Here is a 25,403-nt window from a genome sequence, read left to right on the forward strand (position 1 = left end):
CGCTCCTCTTGGGTAAACTGATGGTGGGACGCCATAGGTGGTTAGGTTAATGGTAAATGAGTGTTTCTCATTATACCTAACCCTAGGCGTCTTTTTGCATTTTATGCACTTGCGGTTAGAATACACCACATTTAAGTTGACATATATTATATTCGTACTATACTATATCTGATATATTAACTCAGATTTAATTACATATGATGTTTTCTACACGCTCTGAATATGCATTGCGGGCGGTAATTGAGCTTGCGAGGCACTGGAAAGAAAATAACGCCGTATCGGTGCATACTATCGCTGAAACAACCGGCATACCCTATCAATATCTTGAGCAGCTCATTCATCCGCTCCGTAAGGCGCATATTGTCACAGCGCAGAGGGGAGTGAAAGGCGGCTACCGGCTTGCGCGCAATCCGCGCGAGCTTACCGTGCAAGACATACTCCATTGCATGGAATATGATTTTGCGCCGTTTCGGTGTCCCGTGGTGGGCGATTTTAAATGCGCCCGTAACGTGAATTGCACCGCGAAAAAGGTATGGGGCGAGATTGCGCAATCTATTTCCAAAACAACTAAAGCGATCACCATTGCCGCATTATTGTAATTGTATCGGAATTTCAATCTTTTTTACTAAGGAGACCTCCCCTCACGTGTCCCCTCCTTAGTAAGGAGGGGATGGGGTGGTTTCCGTAATTTACAAATAATCTATGAACAAGATATTAGCAATACAAGATTTGCATGTGAGCGTCGATGAGAAAAAAATACTCAAAGGAGTAAATCTTATTATCCATCCTGGCGACATACATGCGCTCATGGGCCCTAATGGCAGCGGCAAGTCTACCCTCGCAAACGCGCTCATGGGACATCCACAGTACCATATCACGCAAGGAAATATTTCGTTAAATGGAGAGGATATTACGCATGCAGCTCCTGAAGTACGCGCCCGGAAAGGACTTTTTATAGCGTTCCAGCACCCGCGGGAGATTGCGGGGCTTCCCCTAGCGCATTTTCTGCGCGAAGCATATATTTCCCGTTTTGGTGAAAAAATATCCGTTGCAAAATTTCGAGAATTGCTCCGCTCTCTCATGAAAGAGCTGGCAATTGATGATAAATTTATTGACCGTCCTTTGAATGATGGGTTTTCCGGCGGTGAAAAGAAAAAAGCGGAAATTCTTCAAATGATCATCCTCCGCCCTTTGTATGCGTTTTTGGATGAAACAGATTCAGGGCTCGATATTGACGCACTTAAAATAGTCACGTCAAGTATCAAACATTTTTTTGGCGATGAGACCGCAATTATGATCATTACCCATTATCAGAGGATACTCAAATTCATAGAGCCACATTTTGTGCACATCATGATAAAGGGGGAAATCGTGAAATCAGGCGGCAAGGAACTCGCGCATGAATTAGAACAAACAGGTTTTAAGCATTTAGACCCATGACTTCTCGCACTTTCGTGAATGATAATTATCGTTACGGTTTTTCAATGCCGGAGCGCTACGTATTCAAAACAAGGAAAGGCATTGGGCAGGACGTGGTGGAACAGATATCTCTCCAAAAAAAGGAGCCTGTATGGATGAGAGAGTATCGGCTGAAAAGTTTCGCCTATTTTCAAAACCGTCCGCTTCCCACCTGGGGCGCCTCCCTTGAAGGAATTGATTTTAACGCGCTTTATTACTACATTAAGCCTGTTGATGCAAAGGCGCGCACGTGGGAAGATTTGCCTGAAGAAATCAAGAAAACGTATGATGCGATAGGAATACCCGAATCAGAAAAAAAACAACTCGCGGGTGTGACCGCGCAGTATGAATCTGAGGTGGTGTATGGGAGTCTGCTTCAAAGCCTGACCGCGCAAGGAGTCATATTTTGCGATATGGATACAGGGCTCCGTGATTATCCGGATATCGTAAAGCAATATTTCGGCACCATAATACCTGCAAATGACAATAAGTTTGCAGCGCTCAATTCCGCGGTATGGTCAGGAGGCTCGTTTATTTATGTGCCGCCCGGCGTGAAGGTGGAGCTTCCTCTGCAGGCTTACTTTCGGATCAATGCGGCCAATATGGGCCAGTTTGAACGCACGCTCATCATTGCGGATGAGGGGAGTTTTGTGCACTATGTTGAAGGTTGTTTTGCCGCGGGAACGAAAATTTCCACCGACCATGAAAGAAGAAATATCGAGGATATAAAAGCGGGCGATCAGGTTCTCACGCATACCGGAACATACCAAGAAGTATGCCGTGTGCAAAGACGAAATTATACGGGACAATTATATGAAATTGATGTATGGGGCGATTCGAACCAGCGCATTCACATTACCGAAAACCATCCCGTGTTGGTCGTTGACCGGGTACGTTCAAATGAGCGCAATAAATTCTGGACGCTAAAATGGAAGGCGATAAAAGATGTGCGAAAAGGAGATTATCTGACCATTCCCATACCGCAAGGGACTATGAAACGCACCTCAATCACTTTTCCTATAAAAATGAAAGGTGCCAGAAAAGGAACAATCAAAACGTTGAACAAAACGGTTGCACTCACGCCTGAATTTGTCAGGCTCATCGGATACTATTTGGCAGAAGGCTCGGTTGACCGCGGTTTTTACACAAGTTTTTCGTTTAGCATATATGAAACAAACCTTGTACACGACGTCGAATATTGCCTCAAAGAAGTATTCGGCATTCGTAAAACATACAAGCCGGTTCATAAAACAAACCATGGCATATCAGTAGTTGTTTCGAGCGCAGAAGTGTCGCGCATATTTGCATATTTCGGCAAGGGCGCACAGAATAAGAAACTTCCTTCATGGGCAATCATTCTGCCCCATCGTCTCCAACAGCAGTTGATTACCGCGTATTTCCGCGGAGACGGCAATTATTATAATAGAAAAAATAAGCATGGACAGAAGGAAATCTGTCGATTCAGCACTATTTCGGAAACGTTGGCATATCAGGTTCGCGATATTTTGCTGCGTCTTGGCATTGTTGCTACAATAAACGCTCGAAAGCGCGCGCATGAGCAAGGGCGGCATACTATGTATACCGTCGGCATAGGAGGTGCATATCTGAAACAGTTTGGGGAAATAGTGGGCTTGCCGCTCAGCTGCTTCATGTACGGTAAAAATCGCGCCAGTCTCTTCGGCAACAATGAGCTCTATGCATTCGTCCCCGTAAAAAATATTAAGAGGAGAATCGTTAGGAAATTTCCTGTTTTTAATTTTAGCGTAAAAAATTTCGAGAGCTATGCTGCAAGCGGCATTGTAGTACATAATTGCACCGCGCCAATTTATACCGCCGACTCCCTTCACGCCGCAGTCGTAGAAATCATCGTCAAGCCTCACGCGCGCGTGCGCTACACCACGATACAAAATTGGAGTAATAATGTGTATAACCTGGTTACCAAGCGGATGCGTGTTGAAGAAAATGCCGTGGGTGAATGGCTCGACTGCAATTTAGGATCAAAGGTTACTATGAAATACCCCAGCTGCTTCCTTGTAGGGCCGCATGCCCACGGGGAAATACTCTCGCTCGCAGTCGCGGGAGAGGCGCAGCATCAGGATGCGGGGGGAAAAATGATCCATTGTGCGCCTGACACCACCAGCACGATCATATCAAAATCAGTGAGCCAATCTGGCGGCAGAACTTCGTACCGGGGACTGGTGAGGATTAAAAAGGGCGCATTGCGCGCACGGTCGAAGGTGGTTTGCGACGCGCTAATTGTTGATGAGCGTTCCAGGTCCGATACGTACCCTAATATGGTTATTGATGAACGCGAGGTAACCGTCGAGCACGAGGCAAGCGTGTCTAAAATAGGTGAAGAGCAATTGTTTTACCTTCAATCGCGCGGTCTTGACAAGACGGCCGCGGAAGCCATGATTGTCAACGGCTTTATTGAACCTGTGGTAAAAGAGCTCCCCATGGAGTACGCCGTTGAGATGAATCGCCTTATTGCGCAGCAAATGGACGGGTCTGTAGGATAATCCAGTGAGCAGAGAATTATCCCTATGACCTAGGTGACATAAGGGCGTTTAAAAAAATAACATTTCACTTGTCCCATAGGTTTGTCCTTATTTTGTTGACGTACGGCGTAGATGGCGGGATATGTTATTTTTTTACGGCACCTAAGCGCATATAGGCATATTATCTTCGGGAATGCTATGGCTAAATGGCTACACTGTTATATTGTTACTGTGATTGTATGAACCAGGCATTAACATATATTCATCTTACAGAAATTCAAGATGAGCTCACTATTACTGTGCCAGCATATAACAGGGCATATATTCTTATTTATGGCTTTTGCGATGGTATAAAAAAATTAAGAGTAAATGTGGCGCATGAGGGGGCATACGCATGCATCCTAGGCATGATAATTGGGCTACGCGGCACTTGCGGCATTTCCACTTTCCAGAATCATAGCGCACCGCATACCACCAGCGATCTTTTGGTAAAAACCATATTATTGGATAATGCCGCGTTTAATTATGAAGGGACAATACGCATTGAAAAAGCTGCACAAGGGTCGAATGCGTATCAAAGAAATGAAAATATAATGATCAGCCCTTCCGCGCGCGTAACTACGCGGCCGTATTTGGAAATTTTGGCTAATGACGTGCGTTGCACCCATGGCGCGACGGTCGGCACTTTTGGAGAGGAAGAATATTTTTATCTGGGATCAAGGGGTATTGCGCAGAGGCAAGCCACTTTACTTCTGGCGCAAGGATTTCTGCAAAGTATCATACAGAAGATACCCGAAGAGCTTATTACTGATCGCATGAAAACGATAATTAAAGAGCAATTAGCCGTCTTTCAGTATGCCCCGTAATACAACATCCAAGAGGGAAGCAAGACCTAAATTTATTGAGAGGTGATTATGGGGGTGTATAAAGATGTCATGTAAGAATGGTTTAAAGCAGGCTTCCCTAACCGATCGCCACACCCACGATAAACCTTGATATGCATTATTCTATGCCAGTCGCATTCATTTACCATAATCATCTAACGTCCTCCGTGTGTGGCGTTGGATGTTGATATACGGGGTATGAATAATATACTGAGTGATTTTCCGATATTAAAACGCACCGTCCATGGGAAACGGCTCGTGTATCTGGATAATGCCGCGAGCACCCAAAAACCTCACGCCGTTATTGATGCGCTTAGCTTTTTTTACGAACATACAAACGCGAACATCCATCGCGGTATCCACACCTTGGCGGAGGAAGCGACCAGGCAATATGAAAAAACAAGGGATGAGGTGGCGCAGTTTTTTGGCGCTTCCAGCCGCGATGAAATTATTTTTACCAGAAATACCACGGAAGCGCTCAATCTAATAGCGTTTGCGTATGGGCGCACATTCTTGAAGTCGGGTGACGAGATAATTGTGTCTATTGCGGAGCATCATGCCAATTTTGTCCCATGGCAGCAATTAGCGCACGAAACTGGCGCAGTCGTGAAAGTGATTGATATTGATAAGGAAGGGAGGTTATGCATCCATAGCACGAAGAACAAGGAACAAGGAACAAGGAACAAGAGAGAAGTCGAAATCGGTTGTTTAGAATCGTTAATAACAAATCGTACGCGCCTTATCGCGCTTTCGCACGCGTCGAACGTTCTGGGGACGCTCCATGATATTGCGGCCGTGGTGGCGCTTGCAAGGCCTCGCGGCATTATCGTTGCCGTGGATGGCGCGCAAGCAGCGCCTCATATGGAAATAAACGTTAAAAAGCTGGGTGTGGATTTTTATGCCTGCTCTTCGCATAAAATGCTCGGGCCCTTAGGTGTCGGCGTATTATATGGGCGGAGGGAAATATTGAAGAAATGCCCGCCGTTCCTTACTGGCGGTAATATGATTAAACGAGTAACTCTTGAAAAAACCGAATGGAATGATCTGCCGTGGAAATTTGAGGCGGGAACCCCGGATATCGCGGGTGTAGTCGCTTTTGGGGCCGCATTGGAATATATCCGCAAGGTGGGATGGGGGGTCATTGTCCAACATGAGCAGGAATTAGGCGCATACGCGCTCGCACAACTCACACGGCTGCCCGGTCTTACGCTTTATGGCCCGCATTCAATGGAACAGCGGTTTGCAGTATTCTCTTTCAATCTTAAGGATATACATGCGCATGACCTAGCCACCATCCTCGACGAGGAAGGCATAGCGATACGTTCAGGGTCACATTGCGCGCATCCCTTGATGGAACGCTTGGGTACTGGTGCGGTGGCACGGGCTAGTTTTTATATTTATAATACTAAAGAAGACGTTGATGCCCTCATCCTAGGTCTTAAGAAGGCTCAGCAGTTGTTGGGTTGATCATTATTCGTAATTAAATTAATATTTATCAACTTGGACAATAAATATGACAGAAACTAGCAAATTTGAAAAACTTGGAAAATTAAGCCATAGCGACAGGCAAACGGCTCATTTTGATGGAGAGAAAGTTCAACATTATGAAGAAGTGTACGATTACCGCTCTAAAACCTTTAAATGGATGATTGAAATCATTCTACCTTTGTTAAAAAATACTAAATCCATCCTTGATATAGGTACTGGCACTGGTGATTTGGTGAGAGCTATTAAGACAGAAGGTACTGTTACCGGTTTAGATATTTCTAATGATATGCTAAAAGTAGCAAAAGAAAAAAATCAAGATGGATGTTTTGTGCAAGGAGATGCTTATAAATTACCTTTTAATGATAAAACATATGATGCGGTAACCTATAAATATGCCTTGCACCACCTTGATCAGCCCATCAAGGCTCTTACCGAGGCGTTTAGAGTATTAAAAGATAATGGCTGCATTATTATTGCTGATGTAGCGTCATTTAAAGAGGAAGTCAATCATTTAATTTTTAACAAATTAAATAGCCTTAGAGAACCAGCAAATTATGAATATCGAACCATTAAAACTATTGAACAATTATTAAAAGTAGTTAGCTTTAATAATGTAACGGTTGTGCAAAAAGATTTTGATTTAGTATTGGAAGATTGGCTTAATAATTTTTATAATCCTCAAGATACTATCAATCTGGTTTTGAATTCATCAGATTCCTTTAAAAATTCAATAAAATTGAAAGAATTAAAAGATGGGAAGCATCAAATTACATTATCCTCTTTTATTATTAATGCAGTAAAATAAATAATTATATTTTGTATATTTGGATGTTTGTAGTCTATTAGAAATTACTCAACTTTTAGTATGGCCTCATTATATCGTGAAGAAATTCTGGACCATTATAAGCATCCTCGCAATTTTGGCGTGCTTGATAATCCAACCGTGACAGTTGATGAAGACAATAGTACCTGCGGTGATCAAATGAAGATCGCGCTAAAGGTACATAATGGAGTGTTGGCTGGAATCCTCTGGTCAGGCAGCGGCTGTGCGCTTTCTATGGCGGGGGCTTCAATGCTCTCAGAGTATATTAAGGGTAAAAAAATGTATGATATTGAATCAATCACTGAATCTGATATACTGCAAATGATGGGCGGAACCATTACGCAAGGGAGGATTAATTGCGCGCTTCTGTGTTTGAGGACACTTCAGAAAGGATTAAAGGTATTGCGCATAAAGCAATCGCAAAAATCTTCGCCTGTGGTGGTCAATAAAGAAATGAATATTAGCGAACTTGTTGCGCGATGGCCCGAGACTCGCATGGTCCTTTCTGAGTATAATTTGCATTGCGTTGGATGCCATGCCTCATCTTTCGACACTCTCGAGGCAGGCGCGAAAGTGCATGGGATGAGTGAGGATGAAATTAATCAAATGATGGATGATCTTAATCTAATTATTTCCGATAAAAAACAATAATATGTCTCCTATAGGAAAAATTGTGGTGGAGCGCGAACTCTGCATCGGTGCGGCGTCATGCGTCGCCATCGCGCCAGGGGTATTTGAGCTCGATAAGGATAATATCGCCATCATCAAAGATGCGAAGGGCGGCGATGATACGACTATAATGGCGGCGGCAGAATCCTGTCCCACAAAGGCAATATTCATTTACGATATTGATGGGAAACAGGTATATCCGTAATAAGGTAAATGTAACAATAAAACCCCCTCACGGGGGTTTTTACGTATATGGTATTTTATAATGGCATAAACGGGTCACGGAGTTCTGATTCATTTACTTTGTCGTGGACGGTCAATTTGAGGAGACGCTCTTTGATAAGCGTATCCCATAATTTCATATTGAGTCGTTCCCGGGCAACGGTCCTTTCGAGTTGCTCCACAGTTTCAACTTGAGCGATAGTAAGATAAAAATTTTTATACAAAAATATCAATGTAACAACTACAATAATCACCACTATACTAAGATAAGTTATGGGTGCAATGCGCAATATAAGTAAGGAGGGTTTATGGAGGGGCATAACGATTTAAGGTTAAAGCGATGAAGGGCGCCAATAGGTGGCAGCAGTAAGGGAAATTTTTAATAACGGTGCGGTGGGTAAAGAGTTGTCATCGGAAGGGAAATTAATATATGAACTGCGGGATGCATTTGCGAGGTAGATAGTAAGAACATTCACATAAGGGTGCATTGCTTCTAATTCATGCAGATATGCAATAAATTGCGCATAGGTGCCTTCTATATCAAGTCTTAGCAATACTCTTCGTGAGAGAGGTTCAGGGTCTTCTATATCAAGTCTTAGCAATACTCTTCGTGAGAGAGGTTCAGGGGGAGATTCTTCTGTAGAAACGTTTTGCGCGGTATCGAGATTTATTATTTGCTGCACGCCTACTTCAGTTGCCGCTGCTTCAAGCGCGGTAATAAATTCAAGCTCGTTACCTAAGGTAAGGAAAGAGGAGGCTACGAGAGGGATATCCTTTTTTACATTTTCGTATTCAGTCGAGCTTGTGCGAATATTTTGGCCGCGTTGATAAAGCATTTCCAACGCTTGCCGTTGAGTATGAATGCGTTCATTTAAATTTCGAATATCACGAATGGCAGGAACTATTACTAATATGCCAATAATCGCGGCCATAAGCGCGCTTGTCACGATAATAATTATGGGGCGTAAATGGAGCATACTCAGTATATCAACCCAGCAGGAGAGCAAAGCACCCTACTGGGCTTTGCACCCAACACTGATAAGTGGAATAAATGGTGGTAAGTTTCAATTTAATCATGGATGCGGAGCGACTGATAAGGAGCGGTATAACTGGGCATATAAATTACTCTAAAGAGGAATTCTGGAGGCGGTTTGTAAGGGATTCGGGATTAATTGTCACAGAAAATTTAAATTTAATATTTTCTTTAAGTAATAAATTTGAAAGCGGGAATTGAATTTCCTTAATAAGGGAAGAAGCTTCGAGATTTGCTTTAAATTTAAGAAGGTCATCACGTGTTTTGCTCTTACCATCTATTTGGAGGATACGTTCGTTTCTTTGCAGATCCATAGTCACTATTTGGTTACCGCGAGGAACGAGTGAAGAAAAAGAAGCAAGCCAGTGAGACCACTCGGTATATTCTTGAGACATGTATTCATTACTGTTTAGCTCGTCGTTTAACTCCCTAATCGCTTGCATGATTGGTTGGTTATTGCTGGCGATCACATTTGTCCTTTTCGCGGTTTCATTGAGATCATTAGAGAGAATAGATTTGCTTATAGAAAGAAGCATGCCAATCACTGCCACTACGATGAGGGTAATGGCGGTAATATCTTTAAGCAGCAAAAAAACATATTCCTTGAATAATTGTTGCCGGTGCGGTTGGTCGAGAAGATTAAGGGTTATCATAAATTAAAAGCGCATTAAAATTTTTCTGCATTATTCCGCAAACCCAGGCCTATCGCGGTCGCGTACGAAAGTGCTTCATGTTTGGGAAAGCTTGAAGACTTGGAAGCAGCGTTAATATTCACAAGAGGGTTGCCTAATGCCACGGGTAGAGATAACTGTGTTCCTAAAAATGTTTCAGCCCCCGTTAATTTTGCTCCCCCGCCCGTGAGTAAAATTTTTTGCACCTTATTGCCACGGGGAAAGTGCGTCTCGTAAAAATGGAGCGCGCGTTCTATTTCTACCGCGCAATTGGTGAGCATGCCTTCGAGTACTCCCGCGACAACCCCTTTGCCTTTTTTCGCATCAAGCCCACAGATATGTTTAGCCCGTTCTGCTTCTTCAGAGGTGAGTTTTAATCGGTCCGCGATGCGTTGAGTTGCCTCAACCCCTGAAAGCGCAACGCTGGAAGTAAATTGAATCGCATTCCAGTCTACCATGATAAGGCTCGTGTGTGTCGCTCCGAGATCAACAATCAGTTGTGCTGCGGGAACGGGCGCGGTGGCAGGTACCGATTCTCTCGTATGGCGGTAAAAACGGAATAGTTTCTGTACGAACTTATTACTAGTCTTTAATTGATTATCACGAGTGAGCGGTGTTATCGCTCTTAATATGGCCTCGGCCTCAATTTCAAAGGCGATAGGTTTAAGTGAAAGTTCATTAAAAAGGGCAGTGTACGAATACACAATCACTTTAGGAACAGCTCCCACGAGAACTAATTTATGATCTTTGAATTCTTTAACTACTTGCCAGTCAATAATAAGTTCATCAAGCGGCAGCGGGATGTGATTTGGCAATTCATTTTCTACGCCGTTTGCGATATCAGCTTGCTCGTTTTCCAACTCAATAACTTTGATAAACGTTTTCGATTCAGGAAGGGAGGCCACGACATAGGGAGTGGTGAGGGTAGTGGATACTTTGTTGAGTATTTCGTGCAATGCACTACGCACTTGTTCTTGCTGTACAATTTCACCTTCCACTATAGCGCCTTGAGGAAAATCACATGATGCCCAGGAAGAAATTTCCCGTTCATTCCGAATATTATTTTTTATGCACACCAATTTCGCAGATAAGTCAGAAATATCAAGCCCAAATGATTGGAGTAGAGAGGTGAACATATTTAATTGAAAATTCCAAATCCTCACCGCTCAGGCGGGATCCCGCATACCTTAGAAAAAAGAATAAATGAGCGGGACAATTTCCAATGACCAATTAAATCCCAATCCCAAAAATCCCAATACATTTGGTCATTCATGTTTTTTGAGTATTGATTGGTCATTGGGGTTTGGACATTGGTCATTTGATATTTGGATTTCTCACTTAACTTCTTCCCATGAGAGTAAGGTGTATTGGTCGGAGGTTAATGGAAATGAGGGGGGCGGCGCATAAAGGAGGCTTGCATCATAGGTGATATTCCTCGTTTGATAGCCAGTGCCATCGGTATACGCAAAGCCATACCTTTGATTGGTTGCGAGCATGCCCCAAAGGGTTATTACTGACCGTATATAGGACGATCCGCACGTTATCCAATAATAGTATCGCCCAATTCTGCCATTCTTGGCAACTAACGCGGCATCAATCCGTAAATCATTTTCACTCGCCAATCCCACATTTACATTATTTTGCGCAATGAGACCCAAAACCGCAGATCCGTCGTACGCGCCGTAAATAAGGTCATTATTAATGGTGATGCTCGTATTAGTGGAAGGATTTTCTGGAAATTTTCCCGAAGCAATAGTAAGCCGCGCACTCGATATTTGCCCGTCAACCCAAATATGATCTTCAAAAAAAAGCACATTCGCGGAAGGAAACGGATACGTGCCAAGGGTTGTCTGCGCGCTGCCGCCTGTGCCAATACTCCAAGTGCCCCAGCCTGATTGGCTTAATTGGTTCGTGCACCATCTTGGAGGGGGTTGGAGAGAATTTACGCGCTTTAAAATGAAAGTGTCATTTGATTGCAAAGTGATGTGGTATCCCAAGGCGCCAGAGCTTGAGTAATAACCATTACTCGCTTGCGCTTGTGCCTTTATATCCGCTAAATCATTAATCATTCCCGTAAAGTCAACTGCGGGAACGGGGAATTGGCGCCCTGCCATAAATATATCAGTCCGGTTCGGCACCGCAGCGGGCGGGAGGGGGTCTGTGGGCGCGTCATGGGTATGTACGCCAAATTCATTCGCGCCGCTGTGGTCTGGGTCATCATAGGAAGTGCGCGCGCTTGTGATGAGGTTATGGGCGAGGCCGTCAAAGCGAATGCCGCCGTTTGAATGCGTTGGCCCAAACACTTCCGTGCCTTCTCCGAAACGCATGTCCGCATTTGCGGCGATGGCAAATTTTGCCAGAGAAGGAATCGCATAGCGTACGCGTATCACGCGTTCCGCATGCGGCGCTTCGAGCGTAACGCCGCTTGATTCTACGTTCACCATGGTTGAACCGGTAGGGGGAGGGGTAATAGTGAGGGTAAAGGTGCCGATTTGCTCGCCCGCCCGATTGTTGAATGTATGGACATAAGGTCCTGTAGAGCCGGTACCGTCCTGAAAATCATTTGGCGCGTGGGCAAGGTGCCAGCGATAATAGTCAACTCCCGCTTCTGCGATTTCAAACGCCATTTCTTTCAAACTTCTTTGCCTTGCGAGGCGGCTTTGGCCTATGGACCACTGCGCTAAACCGCCGATTATGACAATGCCAATGCCCCCAAATACTATAAGGTGGATCAGCAACGCGCCATGAGCGGCTTGTTTTAAAAATTTAATCAAATAAGTGTGCGTATCCTTAACCATATTGTTAAGAGGTCTTATAAATTATCTTTCAGATTTCTAAGGTTTATGCCGCTGCGCGTTTGCAATGCTGCGGGAGGACGAGTGAGGTCTTTGTCAACGATAAGAGTTACTGTGAGAAAACGCACCACGCGCGCATCAACGGGCTGTGAGAGAGGCGCTTCAATCCCGGAATAATTTGTGTTGTAGTAAGAAAATACCGGCGTCGCGCCATTCACGAGGTTGTTAAGAATAGTCGTTATGGTTTCATTTGCGCTCGGATACGTGACAGGGCTGCCCACCGGCTCGATGATGCCGCGCCGCAAGGTCGTTCCCGACACAAAGTAACGTATCCTCTCTATGCCTGTATCACTGTCAACATTGCTGTAAAAGATTAACGACGAATCTAATACTGATTCAAGCGGGTAGGCGCCGTTGCCCGCGGTGGCGGCGACTCTGGCTTCTGCAATAATTTTTTCAATTGCCTGCCTGCTCTCGAATTGCCCTGTCAATTGATTATTTAAAGTAGTATTAAATCTGAAAATATTCCCCTGAAATAGGCCAACCGCTAGAATTATTAACCCTAATATCGCGATTGCGATAACAGTCTCCAGCAGGGAAAATCCCTGATATCTGCACGAATAGAATCGTCTCACATAGCGAAGCATAAAGTGCGTAATGTTTTAGGGCGACAATATGACTGAATACGCGTTGTTTCCTGTTATGTTGAGGCTGTCAGTAGACGTGGCATACCCATCATGGTTCACCTCCACGGTATAATCATTTGCAGTGAGATTGGAAAAAAATGCCTGGCCCGGCGGCACGCAGCCGTTTACAAATGTAATGCCGATATCAGAAACATTCGGCGATACCGTCGGATCAAGAGTGCTTAAGTAAATTTTGTACCTCATATAACGATTATTATTGTGGCTTGCATGCACGGAAGAGATACCCGGCGTATAAAAGCTGGATGAGGTGCCATCAGGGCCCGAGAAGCTCCATGTCGTATTGTCATTATTCGAGGCAAGCTGCATGCGCACGCTGTTAGCGCCTGTTTGAGGCAATTGGTCTGTAGGTTTCCAAAAGACTGACACATAATTAGTGCCGTTTCCAGTGTCTAGTGTTGATGAAATGAGTGTTCCGTTTGATTGGTAATTGCTTCCGCTGTGCGCAAGGAACAGATCGCCCGGCGTGGTAGTGGCATCAATACCGCCGTCATTATCATAATAACGGGTTTCGTCGGTAAACTGTTCCTGGCTCCCGCCTCCTGACCAATCGGTTTGCCATGCATAGCCGCGATTCGTTATTAAAGTAAGGTCGTAACCGCTGCGGGAAATATGCACTTGGCTATCAAGCAATGGTAGTTGCGTAGCGTTGTCGAGCACCGTGACGAGCAGCGAGTAAGAGGTATGGCTTTTGAGTACTAGCGTGATAGGCAATACGGCATCAGGCGATACTATAACTGGCGATAAAGGGATGGAGCCGGCAAGATCATACCCTGTGTCGGTTAAGGTAAAAGTATACGTATCCCATTCAAGATTGGTCAGTTCGCGCACGCCATTGCCGTCAGTAAAAAAATTTTCAGAATATTTCAGCAATGTTGGGTTGGTGCCTATAAGTTTTGTCCCCTCGCTATGCAAATCGACAAAAGTAAGAGGATTGCAGAGTTGGTTTGTGGTCGTAAGGTGGATCGTGCTCACCTTATCAATCGAAAAGCTTACCTGCGTTACTTGTTGAGTAAGCACGGAAGCGTGCGGCTTTACCGGGTTTGGATTGCCAGGCGCTTCAGGCAGATATGTTTGTTCTGTCGAATACCCGTCTTTGGTGGCCCTGATGGCATACGATTCGTCTGAAGGCGGCACGTCAATGAGTTGCAATAACCCCTCGTTATTCGTCACATCATCAATCGCTATGGAAGGCGATACGATAGAATTTTCGACATGCACGGACGCTTGGGGCACGGCATGTCCGTTTGCGTCAAAAACGCGAATAAAAAGTGATCCGTTATTGGTCGAGACTTCTAAATTTTTTGGGGAAATGGTTGTGGTGAAGACGAGGGGAGGGTTTCCCGTGCATGAGGCACAACTGACAGAAATTTCAACCAGCTTGTAATCAGCGGGGGCAGTATCATTGGGAGTCCCGCCGATTGTTCCGTCAAAAGGATCATCCACATTGCGGATCGTGGTATTCACGTTAAAAGAAATGCCATCACGCAGCAATGTCTGGGTTTGCGGTAAGGAACCGGCAGGGATTCCGCCGGAAGTGCCTACCGATGCGTAGGGTAAATTACGTATAATCTCTATTTGTTCATTCACGAGCGCGGTTGCCGCAACTCGCGCGCGTGAGGCATGGATTAATTTGGTTGTTTGCGTGACGACTGAATAGATGCCAATCGCGATGAGAGTGAATACTGCCACGCCGACTATAGTTTCGATAAGAGTAAAGCCGTTCTTTTTTTTCACTGTTGAAATTTTCAAATTACAATTTCTAATTTTCAAATAATTTTCAATGTCCCAATTTTCAAACATCTGCGGCTTATGAAATTGTGACATTGATTGAAAATTGAAAATTGAAAATTGATAATTTTGATTCATATCGTCTGGGTGAGTGAATACATCGGCATGATGATAGCGACAGCCATAGCACCCACACCCGCGCCAAGGATTAAAATCAGCAGCGGTTCTATGATGGAAGGGAGGTTTTTCATTATCTGATCAACTTCCTCTTCATAAAAAAGCGCAAGTTGGGAAAGGACATTGTCAAGTGCTCCTGATTCTTCACCCACGCGCGTGAGCTGGCTGACCACCGGCGGGAAAAGGTGGGGATATGATGAAAACACCACATGTACCGGTGATCCTTTTTTGAGGCGTTCTGCAAGATCAAGCAGTGCTTCGCGGTAATAGATATTTTTTATTGTGCGGGACGTAATTATTGACGCCTGTACGATGGGAATGTCTGTCGTGAGGAGCGATGAAAAGGTACGGCTTATGCGAGCTAAGTTTACTTTATGGATGATAGGACCGAAAATGGGCAAACGAAGTAACAATGTATGTAGTATATGTGTACCTAAAGCAGTTTTAGCAAAAGCACGGAAGGCGACAATAAGCAACACCAATCCAATAAGTACAAAGGGACCATTTTTCGTAGTGAAGTTACTCGTGGCGATAAGAATTCTGGTAGGGAGCGGCAGCGTCGCTTTAAATTCTGCAAAAACACTTATAAGTCTCGGGATCACAAATATCATCATGGCAGTTCCAATGCCGATCATGGCAATTATGACAATAGAAGGGTAGAGCATGGCGCCGCGCACCTTGGAGATAAGTTCGTGGTCTTTTTTCATCTGTTCGGTTACGTGCTGCAGCACTTCGTCGAGTTTTCCTGAAAGTTCTCCGCTCTCAATCATGCTGACAGTAAGATCAGGAAAAACTGAAGGATGCATCGAGAGTGCCCGTGCGAATGGCGTTCCTTTCTCTACTTGTTCGTAAATGTTGTGTATTACATAATGGAATCGTTTATGCGTAGATTGATCTGCAAGGGTCCGCAATGCCATAGCAAGAGAGAGGCCTGCCTTCACCATTACCTGGAGATTTTGTATGAAAAAGATTTTTTCTGTAAGTGAAATCGGATGATGGCGGCTTATCCACGATAAAGTGTTTTGGGGAGTTTTGTTGTAATTTTGTTCTGGCATGGCGCGTCAAAATTAACAATATCAATCTTTGGCAACACGGAGAAGCTCCTCGATGGTAGTGATGCCTTGCTTTGCCTTAATAAACCCGTCTTGGAACATGGTGTACATGCCTTCTTTTTTTGCGCATGCGTTTATTTCTTCAGCAGATGCCCGTTTTAAAATAAGCTCAGTGATCGCAGGTGTTATGGAGAGAACCTCATAAATGCCTATACGCCCTTTATACCCTTCCTGGTTGCATTGTTTACAGCCCTTTCCTTTCCAGAATTCCAGCGATTCGAATCGGGTTTTAGGGGAATCAACCAATTTTTCTTTTGCAAATATTTCAATTATCGCGGAAAGGTCAAATTGGTTATTTAATTCTTGCACCGTATTGCGATCGAGTTTTATCGGTTGTTTGCAATTTTGACAAATTTTACGCGTAAGCCGCTGCGCGAGCACCAGATTAACAGTTGAGGTAATGAGGAAAGAAGCGACTTGCATATCCTGCAGTCGTGGAAACGCGGTGGCGGCGTCGTTCGTGTGGAGTGTAGAGAGCACTAAGTGTCCTGTCATAGCTGCATTTACCGCTATATCTGCAGTTTCTGAATCTCGTATTTCACCGACCATGATGACATTGGGATCTTGGCGCAAAAAAGACCTTAATCCTGCAGCGAAGGTATAGCCTATTTTCGGGTTTACCTGGCTCTGGTTCACTCTAGGCATCCGATATTCTATGGGGTCTTCAATGGTAGTGATATTTACATTTGGCGTATTTATAATATTGAGAATGGTATAGAGTGTTGTCGTTTTTCCGGAACCGGTAGGGCCGGTTATTAATATCATCCCATGGGGTTTGGTGATGTTGAATTTGATTTTATCAAGAGATTTTCCGTAAAACCCGAGCTGTTCGAGCGTGAGTATCTGTGCGGATTCGTTTAAGAGCCGCAATACTATTTTTTCACCGTCAAACACGGGAATGACCGAGACACGGAATGAAATACGGTATTCATTGGTGCTTATTTTGAATCTGCCATCCTGCGGCATTCGGTGTTCGTCGAGTTTTAAATTAGCAAGAATTTTTATGCGCGCGACTATGCCTGATTGGGTTTTTTTTGGCAATGTCATGACATCGCGCAATATGCCGTCTACGCGATATCTGACTACCACTTCTTTTTCTGTGGGTTCAATATGGATATCAGATGCGCCTTCAAAAATGGCATATTCGAGCAGGGTATCCACAATGCGAATGATGGGAAGGTCCTGCGCGAGCTCTTTTAGTTTTTCGTGATCTTCATCATTTATTACTTCAGCTTTTGTGATTTCCTCAAATTCAGCCTTTAATGATTTATGGTATTGTTTCAGTATTTCGTGTATGTCGGTAGGCGTGGTGATGTATATTTCAATATCCAGCCCTGTGCGTTTTTTTATAAATTCAAAAGTTTGAAGATCGTCGGGGTCAAGGGTCGCCACTTTCAATGCGGTATCCGTGCGGTTGAACGCGACAATGAGATGGGAAGAAGCAATCGGTTCAGGAATGAGATTAAGAATATCTTTTCGGATATTGAGCGCGTTGAGCTTCACATAAGGATATCCTAAAAGTTCTGCCTGAATTTCAGCCAGCTGATCCTCGGTGATCAATTTTTTTTCAAGCAAAACCTGCTCTAACTGCTTATGGGATGATTCTGCCTCCTTTAATGCCGCATCCAGTTCTTTTTTTGAAGCAATTTTTCCCTTTATTATCGCTTCAAAGAGATTTTTAGATTGAGAGAGGGGCATGGGTTTGGTATAGACGTTATGTTGTATATATTATACCATAGAATATGACGTTGCGCATGAGATGCTAGTAAAACTCCCATTTATGCCACTTTTCCCCTCATTACGAAAGGATTTATACCACCGGCTTCCATGGGTTATATGGAATGTGGCGATTTCGTTTGTTTTAAATGCGGCAACCTGGGTCTATGTGTATTTTACCATTGAGCCATCGGTAGATCCGATCCCGCTGCATATCACCGTGTATTTCGGAATAGATTTTATAGGCCCTTTTTGGTATTTTTACCTGCTTGCGGCATCAGGCACCCTCATGACCATATTCAATGGCGGTGTGGGAAGGATGCTTTATCGCGATGAGCCAAGGCTTGCTGCGGCATTACTTACGTTCACAACGGTAATGAATGCGTTTTTGTGCGCCATCACGGTTTACCTTTCAACATTTGTGTTATGAGCGATCATGAGCCGTATCATTATTTTAATGAAATTTCGATTGGCCACGACTCAAGCGTTATGATAGGGCGCAAATATGAGGAAGGTTATGTTTTTACGAGACGGGGGCCGCACATTATGCGACAGGTGCGCTCGGTAAGAGTTTCCATAGGCTCCTTTCAATTATCAAGCGAGAATCGTCGGATCTTGAAAAACTATGCTTTCCTTAATCTCCATTATGAAGCACTGCCTTATCCAGGCTATCATTGGACAATTGGAAAAATTGCAGTTGATTTTTATAAAAAGAAAACGGGCTCACGCGCCATGAGCGCCCAGAAAATAAAGACCCTATTCACCTCGCCTCATGAAAGCATGAATGGCGTTTTTATATATCAATGGAAACAAGTAGAACGCCCTCTCGGCTACAGCCTTCTTTTTTCATCTGCGCGTATGCTTCATTATGCGTATCCTTTTTACGACGTGGCACATGCACGCGCATTAACGCTTCCTTCCTTGGGAATGGCAATGATGCTCAAGGCGATCCTTTGGGCGCAAGAAAAAAATATGGACTATGTATATCTGGGAAGTATCCACAATGAACGCTCACTCTATAAATTTCAGTTTAAAGGAGTGGAGTGGTTTAATGGTAAAAAATGGCAGCAGGGGAAACCTGAAAAATCCCAAATCCAAATTTCAAAGTTCAAATAAAATCCAAAATCCCAATGTCAAATTTGATATTGGACATTTGAACTTGAGATTTTATTTGATATTTGGATTTTGACATTGGGATTTAAGCAAATAATGTAGAGAATTTTCGAGAGGATAGTTTTCATGCTTATGATCGCAAAAAGACACATTCATTTTATAGGAATATGCGGCACTGCCATGGCGCCAGTCGCTAAAATGTTTTGGGATTTGGGATGGCGCGTAACTGGTTCTGACAAAGGCATTTATCCCCCTATATCGGATTATTTAAAACAGAATAAGATTGCATATTATGTTGGATTTCATCCTGAGCGGATAGGGAATCCTGATAAGGTAGTGGTGGGGAATTATATCAGCCTTGTAAATCCTGAATTTTCTGCGATAAGGGAGCGCGGTATTCCTTATCAGTCCTACCCTGAGGCATTACGGGAATACGTAATAAAATCAAACTCAATCGTGGTTGCGGGAAGTTTTGGAAAAACCACCACGACCGCACTTCTTGCGTGGATTTGGGAATGCGCGGGGAGACGCCCTTCATTCATGGCAGGCGGAATGATGCGCAATTTTCCTAATAGCGTGCGATCAAATGATTCGTTATGGAGCATTGTAGAAGGTGACGAGTATCCGGCATGCCGATGGAATCCTGTCCCAAAATTTTCATTTTATGACCCGCATTTTTTAGTGTTAACCGGCGTGCAGTGGGATCACGCAGATATCTATACGACAGAAGAATCCTACATTGAAATGTTTAAAAAGTTGGTTGCATCGATGCCTCCCAATGGACTCATCTGCGCGGCTTTGGACCGACCACATATGCGCGATGTTCTCAACAAGGCATCTGCACCGGTGGTATGGTACGGAAGGACTGGGAGCGGTGCAGATTGGAGCACAGAGGTGTTATATCAAAAAAAAGCAACCAAAATGACATTTTACGGACCTTCAAATGAAACAATAGGCCCGGTGAGTGTGCCTCTTTTGGGCAGTATTGCATTCGATCACTTTACCGGTGCAGTAGCGCTTGCGCGTGCTTCCGGCATTGATCAAACTGCCATCATGCAAGCGCTCACCTCGTTCCAGGGAGTATGCAGGCGGCTTGAAGTAAGGGGTGTGGTGAACAAGGTGAGCATAATAGACGACTTCGCCCATTCACCGAGCAAGGCAAAATCTGCTATTGATGCGGTGAAGCAAACATTTAATCGCGGACGCGTCATAGTCGTTTTTGAACCGAACGTAGGGAATCGGCTTCGTTCGTTAGCGCCCTCATATAGAGATGCGTTTAATTCCGCGAATACCGTTATTGTGCCGCGTTTATCAGCAACGAAACACAATGAAAATACAGAGGCAAGGTTGGATGGCGCACAACTTGCGCAAATTATCAGTTCATCGAATACTCATATAGAGGAAGTCGTTTATATCGATGATGATATTCAGGTTGTCCAAAAGCTGCAAAAAATCGCCCAACCGGGCGACTGCATACTTTTTCTCGGCTCGCATGGATTCAGAGGGATGATCGAACAGACACTAGAGTGTCTGTAATGCCAAAGTTCAAATTTCCAATTTCAAATTGACATGTGACATTTGTCCCGCTCCTTGAATTTGGTTATCTAAAGTATGCGGGATCCCGCTGAAGCGGGAAATTTTGAGCTTTGTCATTCCCCGTAGGGGCTATTTCTCCTCTTCCACGATGACCGTAGTAAAATTTCCTTGCGCGTCAATTCCAGTCACTTCTAGTGTCATGCCGCACTGTTCGCATTCAACAACTTCGCCTTTGCTTAAAGCGCCACGCTCATAATCAAGCTCATTTTTGCATTCAGGGCATGTGGTATGGTAATCCATATGAAATATTGTTAAATTGTTACATTGCTGTACTGTTAAGCAATAACAGTGTAGCCATATTACAGTGTATCAATCAATCCAATGAAATTGCAACCCACCCCCCTTCAGAAATGCATTTTTCCTCTCCTCCCGGAAAACTGTATGGGTAGAATAATATATATCAAGCGAGAGGACTTGAATCCTTCCGGTTCCCATAAAGATAGGGCGCTTTTTCCCTATGTCGATAAATTAGTGAAGAAGGGGGAGGAGGCATTTTGCCTAAGCTCTTCGGGCAACTTTGCCGTTTCTGCCGCGTATTATGCGCACCATCATACACAGGTTCAATTCCATCTTTTTCTTCCTCCAACGATTTCCCAAGAAAAAAAAGACAGATTAAACGAATACAAGACTGACAACGTAATTATTCACTGGTCAAAATTGGCAAAAAGCGAAGCAGGTCAATTTAGCCGTAAAACACATATACGTCTATTACGAGGGTCGAAGGACGATTGCTTACTTGAAGGGTACTATGAGTTAGTAAGAGAATTAGTAGAACAGACTAAAGGTAAAGGAGGGAGTGTTTTTATGGCTGTATCTTCAGGAACAATGTTGGTAGGGTTATGGGAGGGATTTCAAAATAATCCAAAATCCAAAATCTCCCGCCATAGCGGGATCTCGCATATCTTAGAGAATCAGATTCAAGGTGCGGGACAAATACCCAATTTTTATATTGTGCAATCGACGAGGGTGCATCCTATCGCGAGTGAGTTTGATAGCGATTTTACGCCAACAAAATCTTCCATAGCATCAGCCATTGTGGATCGCGTCGCAAATCGTAAAGATCAGGTGGTCAACGCGGTTAAAGAAAGCCACGGATCGGGATGGATCGTATCTGATGAAGAAATTACAATTGCGATGAAAAAGTTAGCCGGAGTTCTGCATGAAAACGTGAGTCCGGAAAGCGCCATGTCGCTCGCGGGTTTACAAAAGGCTTGTTCAAAAGGTTTTCATGTAAAGAAACCGATTGTATTAATTTTTACTGGGAAATAGTATGCCCAGTTATACAATATCCAAGAGGGAGGCTCATACCTTTAGATGGGAAATTAATAGATTTCTAAGAATCAGTTTGAGAGCATCGAAAAACGCTTTCATTGCCTCCCTCATCAAACGCCAAACGTGATCTTCAAGCTTTGTTATGAATCAATTCTCCAAGGTCGCATTTATTTCATGGATTTATGCAATGCCAGCCCCGTTTGGCGTTGGATATTGATATTCTGGGTATGGCGTTTTTCTATATTACTCGCGACATTGAGCGCGCAGCAGGATTTTTGGGCATACGTAATGATTATTATGTGATTACCTATCCAAGTCCGCTGGCAGAGGCAATAAAGCACAAATTTAGTAAGCAAATCATTTTAATAAATCAAGTTACAAGCAACAAGAAACAAGTTACAAAATTGAGAGTGCGAAGTACGCTCGCATTGATAAGGAGTGAATATGTGCAGGAAAAGGTTCATGAGTTGCCAGATAAAGAGCAACCGAATATTTTAGTGTTTAAAAATTCTCATCAGATTGAAGAAGAGTGCGAAAAATTAAATTGGAAGCTGCTAAATCCTTCCGCAGAACTTTCTGGGAAGATTGAAAATAAGATTAGTCAATATAGTTGGCTTAGAGAAGAAAAGAGCGCTTCACTTGAGGTATTGACTCCTATAAGCATTATTGGCGAGGTTGGTCAATTTGAATATGAAGATTTAATGCGCCAGTTTGGAAAAGATTTTATTATGCAATATAACATCGGCCATACTGGGTCTGGAACGAAACGTATTATCAATGAACAATTGTGGAAAAATGAGGTTGTAAGGTTTCCCAAACGTATAGTAAAGATTTCGGAGTATATTAAGGGTAGGATGTATACTATCAATGCATGTGTGATAGGGGATAATAATGTAGTATGTGGAGGCACTAGCGAACAGATCACAGGTTTGAAGGAGCTCACAGGCAATCAGCTAGCGACAGTTGGGAATGATTGGAACAGCGTGAGCGAAGAGACGCATAATAAGGTAAAAAAAATTGCCGTGGAAATAGGCAAATATATGATGCAGAACGGATGGAGGGGATTATTTGGCATTGACGTGATCATTGATGCGGCCGCAGACCGGGCATATCTTATAGAAATAAACGCACGGCAGCCGGCATCGGTTAGCTTAGAGTCGCAATTACAAAATGAAAACGACGAAATAAATATTATGGAATGGCATGTAAATACGTTATGTGGTAATAACGCCCCCCAACCCCCTCTTATATTAAGAGGGAGAGATTGGAGAGTTACAGGATCTCAATTATTTTTCCGCAATATTGAAAATCATCCAGTTTCGTTGCAAAATGAATTTTTGCCGGGTCGCTACAAGGCAGACAAACAAGGACATGAGTTTATTGAAAAAGCAACAAGTGTGGCTGAAACGCAAAAAGGTGAAATATTTGCTTTTTCGGTTTCTCAAAATGAAAAGGTAAAACCAGGCGGAGAACTCTTGAGAATACAGTCAAAACAAGGTATAGTTGACACGTTTGGTAAAAATTATCTCGATGTTATGAGAAGTATTCGTAAAGAAATACAGATTGAAATATGATCTTCACATTGCCAGAATTCTGCCAAAATGTAATGAACGCCTATGAATCTCTTGATTTCGGTCTTAGGCGTCATGTGAGGTGTCCTTATTACATGAATGCAGGGGTTCGGAAACGCGCAGCATCTGCGGTCGAATCGGGAAAGGGATCGCCGGAAGAGATTATAAAAGAAGTGAAATCATGCGCGCTGATTAAGAAAATTGATTTAGCCAAACTTTCAGGAAATGAAATTAGGCAATTGATGGTTGACGAACGCATAGGCATTGATTGTTCGGGATTGGTCTCCCATATTCTTGATCCATGGGTAAAGGAAGCATCCCATACCACACTTGGACAGTCATTGCTGCGCACGCAATATTCATTAAAAAGAAAATTATTATTACATTTTCGCCCTTTTCAGAATATTGACGTCACATTGCTTACCTCCCTGGAAAATGCGCATGGTGTTTTGCTCACTGATATTAAGCCTGGCGATTTGATACGCACGCGCGGGGGGAAACACGTGCTTCTTATTTATGAAGTTGAAAAAGACCAAGAGCGTATCATTTCCTTTTCCTTTGTTCATTCAAGCGACCGTTTTGGAGATAACTCGGGAATACAGCGAGGAAAAGTTCTCTTTACGAATTCCAGGGGTGAGCTTCATGAACAACAATGGCAGGAATCATTGCCAGACCAGAAACCTGCGTTAGAAGGTTGGCTTGAAGAAAGAGAAAAAAACGGGATTTTTAGACTGAAATGCGTGGCTTTATGACATCTTTGAATATTATTGTAATAAGTTTAGGTTATCTCATTCTTGCCTGCGTCGTCGCGTTTGCGTGGGCGCCGTTGTTAACCACGATCCTGTACCGTTGGAAAATATTGCGTACAGGCGACCACAGGTTTGCCATCCCGCTTCCCGGACGCCAAGCAAAACACGGGACTCCTATCATGGGAGGATTATTGGTGGTGGTCACCGTGGCGGCGTTAAGCTTCTTATTTAATTGGAACCAGCGTTTCACGTGGGTTCCTATTGGCGTGATGCTTCTCTCTAGCGCGCTGGGAGGCATTGATGACATATTGAATATTTATGGAAGCAAACGGCTCATGCGATCCCTTGAGCATACGATGACTCTCGCGCGCGTCCATCGTGATTGGTGGATGAGATGGTATTACCGCCTTTCCATCCCATGGGTTGCCTATAAGCGTTTCTTTTTTCACATGGGCTCTTATCCGGGGAAGGGGATACAAGCGCATGAAAAAATATTGTTTCAATTCATTGCAGGTGCGATTACTGCATGGTGGATCTACGCAAAGCTTGGTCCTGAATGGAAAGCCATTTGGTTGCCATGGAGCGGAGAGCTTTCATTGGGGATACTTCTCGTTCCCCTCATCATTCTTACGGTTATGGCAACGGCTAATGCGGTTAATATTGCCGATGGGCTTGACGGTTTGGCGGGAGGTACGCTGCTCACTGCGTTTGGCGGCTTGCTTATGCTCTCATGGATACAAGGGAACGTGGCATTCGCCATCCTCAATGCCACGGTGATAGGAAGCCTCTTTACGTATACCTATTTTAATATCAAACCTGCGCGGTTCCAGATGGGTGACGTGGGATCATTGGGCCTTGGTGCGCTGTTGGCAGTTATGAGTATCGCGCAAAACCGCATTGCGGTGCTGCCGTTGTTCGGATTTATTTTTTTTATAGAGCTCGCAAGTGTTATTATCCAATCAATTGGCAAGCGCATTCTCAACAAACGGATATTTATTCTTGCCCCTCTCCATCATCATTTTGAAGCACGCGGCTGGAGCGAAGAAAAAATTGTGATGCGCGCATGGGTGCTGAATGCCATCGCAGTTATGATCGGGATATGGGTAGCGTTACATTGATAA

The 25,403-nt window shown here is 43.8% G+C and carries 25 protein-coding genes; 15 read left to right on the forward strand and 10 right to left on the reverse strand.

Going from position 1 to position 25,403, the window contains the following annotated elements; all coding sequences use genetic code 11:
• Window positions 1–197: 197 nt before the first annotated feature.
• The 8 genes from WC659_03740 (at window position 198) to WC659_03775 (ending at window position 8,025) form a co-directional block, all read left to right on the forward strand.
• Entirely contained in the window at window positions 198–599 is a 402-nt protein-coding gene (locus tag WC659_03740; protein ID MFA4873020.1) for an Rrf2 family transcriptional regulator, read from the forward strand.
• 103 nt (window positions 600–702) lie between these two features.
• Window positions 703–1,440 carry a Fe-S cluster assembly ATPase SufC gene (gene sufC, locus WC659_03745; GenBank protein MFA4873021.1) on the forward strand — a complete coding sequence of 246 codons (738 nt, stop codon included), beginning with the start codon at window positions 703–705 and terminating at the stop codon, window positions 1,438–1,440.
• Window positions 1,437–3,977 (forward strand): SufD family Fe-S cluster assembly protein, encoded by a 2,541-nt coding sequence (locus tag WC659_03750; protein ID MFA4873022.1) that lies wholly within the window; start codon window positions 1,437–1,439, stop codon window positions 3,975–3,977. The genes sufC and WC659_03750 overlap by 4 nt, the downstream gene beginning before the upstream one ends.
• 218 nt (window positions 3,978–4,195) lie before the next feature.
• Window positions 4,196–4,822 (forward strand): SufD family Fe-S cluster assembly protein, encoded by a 627-nt coding sequence (locus WC659_03755; GenBank protein ID MFA4873023.1) that lies wholly within the window; start codon window positions 4,196–4,198, stop codon window positions 4,820–4,822.
• 216 nt (window positions 4,823–5,038) lie between these two features.
• A complete protein-coding gene (locus WC659_03760) occupies window positions 5,039–6,307 on the forward strand; it encodes a cysteine desulfurase (protein ID MFA4873024.1) in 1,269 nt (422 codons plus the stop codon).
• Window positions 6,308–6,353: 46 nt separating this feature from the next.
• The gene (locus WC659_03765) at window positions 6,354–7,133 is read left to right on the forward strand and encodes a methyltransferase domain-containing protein (GenBank protein ID MFA4873025.1); all 780 of its coding nucleotides are present in this window, start codon (window positions 6,354–6,356) and stop codon (window positions 7,131–7,133) included.
• A 60-nt stretch (window positions 7,134–7,193) separates the two neighbouring features.
• Window positions 7,194–7,802, forward strand: a complete 609-nt coding sequence (locus tag WC659_03770; protein ID MFA4873026.1) for an iron-sulfur cluster assembly scaffold protein — start codon at window positions 7,194–7,196, stop codon at window positions 7,800–7,802.
• 1 nt (window position 7,803) lies between these two features.
• Window positions 7,804–8,025: a ferredoxin gene (locus WC659_03775; protein ID MFA4873027.1), complete on the forward strand. Its 222-nt coding sequence runs from the start codon at window positions 7,804–7,806 to the stop codon at window positions 8,023–8,025.
• Between the two features lie 55 nt (window positions 8,026–8,080).
• Here the strand turns inward: WC659_03775 and WC659_03780 are convergent, their stop codons facing one another.
• The 9 genes from WC659_03780 to WC659_03820 form a co-directional block, all read right to left on the reverse strand.
• Window positions 8,081–8,362 (reverse strand): hypothetical protein, encoded by a 282-nt coding sequence (locus WC659_03780; GenBank protein ID MFA4873028.1) that lies wholly within the window; start codon window positions 8,360–8,362, stop codon window positions 8,081–8,083.
• A 12-nt stretch (window positions 8,363–8,374) separates the two neighbouring features.
• Complete coding sequence (locus WC659_03785) at window positions 8,375–9,019, reverse strand: hypothetical protein (protein MFA4873029.1); 645 nt, start codon at window positions 9,017–9,019, stop codon at window positions 8,375–8,377.
• A 145-nt stretch (window positions 9,020–9,164) separates the two neighbouring features.
• A complete protein-coding gene (locus tag WC659_03790; GenBank protein ID MFA4873030.1) occupies window positions 9,165–9,728 on the reverse strand; it encodes a PilN domain-containing protein in 564 nt (187 codons plus the stop codon).
• 14 nt (window positions 9,729–9,742) lie between these two features.
• On the reverse strand, window positions 9,743–10,882 hold the full coding sequence (pilM, locus tag WC659_03795; protein ID MFA4873031.1) for a type IV pilus assembly protein PilM: 1,140 nt from the start codon (window positions 10,880–10,882) through the stop codon (window positions 9,743–9,745).
• 198 nt (window positions 10,883–11,080) lie between these two features.
• A complete protein-coding gene (locus tag WC659_03800; protein MFA4873032.1) occupies window positions 11,081–12,544 on the reverse strand; it encodes a hypothetical protein in 1,464 nt (487 codons plus the stop codon).
• Between the two features lie 14 nt (window positions 12,545–12,558).
• Window positions 12,559–13,188, reverse strand: a complete 630-nt coding sequence (locus WC659_03805; protein ID MFA4873033.1) for a prepilin-type N-terminal cleavage/methylation domain-containing protein — start codon at window positions 13,186–13,188, stop codon at window positions 12,559–12,561.
• Between the two features lie 15 nt (window positions 13,189–13,203).
• Complete coding sequence (locus WC659_03810) at window positions 13,204–14,997, reverse strand: prepilin-type N-terminal cleavage/methylation domain-containing protein (GenBank protein MFA4873034.1); 1,794 nt, start codon at window positions 14,995–14,997, stop codon at window positions 13,204–13,206.
• Window positions 14,998–15,110: 113 nt separating this feature from the next.
• Complete coding sequence (locus tag WC659_03815) at window positions 15,111–16,208, reverse strand: type II secretion system F family protein (GenBank protein MFA4873035.1); 1,098 nt, start codon at window positions 16,206–16,208, stop codon at window positions 15,111–15,113.
• A 21-nt stretch (window positions 16,209–16,229) separates the two neighbouring features.
• Window positions 16,230–17,963 (reverse strand): ATPase, T2SS/T4P/T4SS family, encoded by a 1,734-nt coding sequence (locus tag WC659_03820; GenBank protein ID MFA4873036.1) that lies wholly within the window; start codon window positions 17,961–17,963, stop codon window positions 16,230–16,232.
• An 82-nt stretch (window positions 17,964–18,045) separates the two neighbouring features.
• On the opposite strand from WC659_03820, the gene WC659_03825 reads away from it, so the two are divergent.
• From WC659_03825 to WC659_03835, 3 genes are all read left to right on the forward strand, one after another.
• A complete protein-coding gene (locus WC659_03825; protein MFA4873037.1) occupies window positions 18,046–18,411 on the forward strand; it encodes a hypothetical protein in 366 nt (121 codons plus the stop codon).
• Window positions 18,408–19,097 (forward strand): hypothetical protein, encoded by a 690-nt coding sequence (locus WC659_03830; GenBank protein ID MFA4873038.1) that lies wholly within the window; start codon window positions 18,408–18,410, stop codon window positions 19,095–19,097. The genes WC659_03825 and WC659_03830 overlap by 4 nt, the downstream gene beginning before the upstream one ends.
• 129 nt (window positions 19,098–19,226) lie before the next feature.
• Window positions 19,227–20,630, forward strand: a complete 1,404-nt coding sequence (locus WC659_03835; protein ID MFA4873039.1) for a Mur ligase domain-containing protein — start codon at window positions 19,227–19,229, stop codon at window positions 20,628–20,630.
• 129 nt (window positions 20,631–20,759) lie between these two features.
• Here WC659_03835 and WC659_03840 read toward each other — a convergent pair whose 3' ends face one another.
• Window positions 20,760–20,930 (reverse strand): hypothetical protein, encoded by a 171-nt coding sequence (locus WC659_03840; protein MFA4873040.1) that lies wholly within the window; start codon window positions 20,928–20,930, stop codon window positions 20,760–20,762.
• A gap of 81 nt (window positions 20,931–21,011) precedes the next feature.
• Between WC659_03840 and WC659_03845 the strand changes: the two genes are divergently transcribed.
• From WC659_03845 to WC659_03860, 4 genes are all read left to right on the forward strand, one after another.
• Window positions 21,012–21,959 (forward strand): PLP-dependent lyase/thiolase, encoded by a 948-nt coding sequence (locus WC659_03845; GenBank protein MFA4873041.1) that lies wholly within the window; start codon window positions 21,012–21,014, stop codon window positions 21,957–21,959.
• A 203-nt stretch (window positions 21,960–22,162) separates the two neighbouring features.
• Window positions 22,163–23,536 carry an ATP-grasp domain-containing protein gene (locus tag WC659_03850; protein MFA4873042.1) on the forward strand — a complete coding sequence of 458 codons (1,374 nt, stop codon included), beginning with the start codon at window positions 22,163–22,165 and terminating at the stop codon, window positions 23,534–23,536.
• Complete coding sequence (locus WC659_03855; GenBank protein MFA4873043.1) at window positions 23,533–24,285, forward strand: hypothetical protein; 753 nt, start codon at window positions 23,533–23,535, stop codon at window positions 24,283–24,285. The genes WC659_03850 and WC659_03855 overlap by 4 nt, the downstream gene beginning before the upstream one ends.
• Window positions 24,282–25,400 carry a phospho-N-acetylmuramoyl-pentapeptide-transferase gene (locus WC659_03860; protein MFA4873044.1) on the forward strand — a complete coding sequence of 373 codons (1,119 nt, stop codon included), beginning with the start codon at window positions 24,282–24,284 and terminating at the stop codon, window positions 25,398–25,400. The genes WC659_03855 and WC659_03860 overlap by 4 nt, the downstream gene beginning before the upstream one ends.
• Window positions 25,401–25,403: the final 3 nt, after the last annotated feature.

The organism is Patescibacteria group bacterium (assembly GCA_041645165.1).
Taxonomy (GTDB): Bacteria; Patescibacteriota; Patescibacteriia; order 2-02-FULL-49-11; family 2-02-FULL-49-11; genus 2-02-FULL-49-11.

What these genes read in the sequence shown, in the direction of transcription:
- WC659_03835 (MFA4873039.1), top strand. Translation starts at nt 19,227, where the DNA reads ATGATCGCAAAAAGACACATTCATTTTATAGGAATATGCGGCACTGCC.
- WC659_03755 (MFA4873023.1), top strand. Translation starts at nt 4,196, where the DNA reads ATGAACCAGGCATTAACATATATTCATCTTACAGAAATTCAAGATGAG.
- WC659_03780 (MFA4873028.1), bottom strand. Translation starts at nt 8,362, where the DNA reads ATGCCCCTCCATAAACCCTCCTTACTTATATTGCGCATTGCACCCATA.
- WC659_03845 (MFA4873041.1), top strand. Translation starts at nt 21,012, where the DNA reads ATGAAATTGCAACCCACCCCCCTTCAGAAATGCATTTTTCCTCTCCTC.
- WC659_03785 (MFA4873029.1), bottom strand. Translation starts at nt 9,019, where the DNA reads ATGCTCCATTTACGCCCCATAATTATTATCGTGACAAGCGCGCTTATG.
- WC659_03775 (MFA4873027.1), top strand. Translation starts at nt 7,804, where the DNA reads ATGTCTCCTATAGGAAAAATTGTGGTGGAGCGCGAACTCTGCATCGGT.
- WC659_03815 (MFA4873035.1), bottom strand. Translation starts at nt 16,208, where the DNA reads ATGCCAGAACAAAATTACAACAAAACTCCCCAAAACACTTTATCGTGG.
- WC659_03770 (MFA4873026.1), top strand. Translation starts at nt 7,194, where the DNA reads ATGGCCTCATTATATCGTGAAGAAATTCTGGACCATTATAAGCATCCT.
- WC659_03800 (MFA4873032.1), bottom strand. Translation starts at nt 12,544, where the DNA reads ATGGTTAAGGATACGCACACTTATTTGATTAAATTTTTAAAACAAGCC.
- WC659_03750 (MFA4873022.1), top strand. Translation starts at nt 1,437, where the DNA reads ATGACTTCTCGCACTTTCGTGAATGATAATTATCGTTACGGTTTTTCA.
- WC659_03790 (MFA4873030.1), bottom strand. Translation starts at nt 9,728, where the DNA reads ATGATAACCCTTAATCTTCTCGACCAACCGCACCGGCAACAATTATTC.
- WC659_03740 (MFA4873020.1), top strand. Translation starts at nt 198, where the DNA reads ATGATGTTTTCTACACGCTCTGAATATGCATTGCGGGCGGTAATTGAG.
- WC659_03830 (MFA4873038.1), top strand. Translation starts at nt 18,408, where the DNA reads ATGAGCGATCATGAGCCGTATCATTATTTTAATGAAATTTCGATTGGC.
- WC659_03825 (MFA4873037.1), top strand. Translation starts at nt 18,046, where the DNA reads ATGCCACTTTTCCCCTCATTACGAAAGGATTTATACCACCGGCTTCCA.
- WC659_03840 (MFA4873040.1), bottom strand. Translation starts at nt 20,930, where the DNA reads ATGGATTACCATACCACATGCCCTGAATGCAAAAATGAGCTTGATTAT.
- pilM (MFA4873031.1), bottom strand. Translation starts at nt 10,882, where the DNA reads ATGTTCACCTCTCTACTCCAATCATTTGGGCTTGATATTTCTGACTTA.
- WC659_03765 (MFA4873025.1), top strand. Translation starts at nt 6,354, where the DNA reads ATGACAGAAACTAGCAAATTTGAAAAACTTGGAAAATTAAGCCATAGC.
- WC659_03860 (MFA4873044.1), top strand. Translation starts at nt 24,282, where the DNA reads ATGACATCTTTGAATATTATTGTAATAAGTTTAGGTTATCTCATTCTT.
- WC659_03805 (MFA4873033.1), bottom strand. Translation starts at nt 13,188, where the DNA reads ATGCTTCGCTATGTGAGACGATTCTATTCGTGCAGATATCAGGGATTT.
- sufC (MFA4873021.1), top strand. Translation starts at nt 703, where the DNA reads ATGAACAAGATATTAGCAATACAAGATTTGCATGTGAGCGTCGATGAG.
- WC659_03855 (MFA4873043.1), top strand. Translation starts at nt 23,533, where the DNA reads ATGATCTTCACATTGCCAGAATTCTGCCAAAATGTAATGAACGCCTAT.
- WC659_03760 (MFA4873024.1), top strand. Translation starts at nt 5,039, where the DNA reads ATGAATAATATACTGAGTGATTTTCCGATATTAAAACGCACCGTCCAT.
- WC659_03820 (MFA4873036.1), bottom strand. Translation starts at nt 17,963, where the DNA reads ATGCCCCTCTCTCAATCTAAAAATCTCTTTGAAGCGATAATAAAGGGA.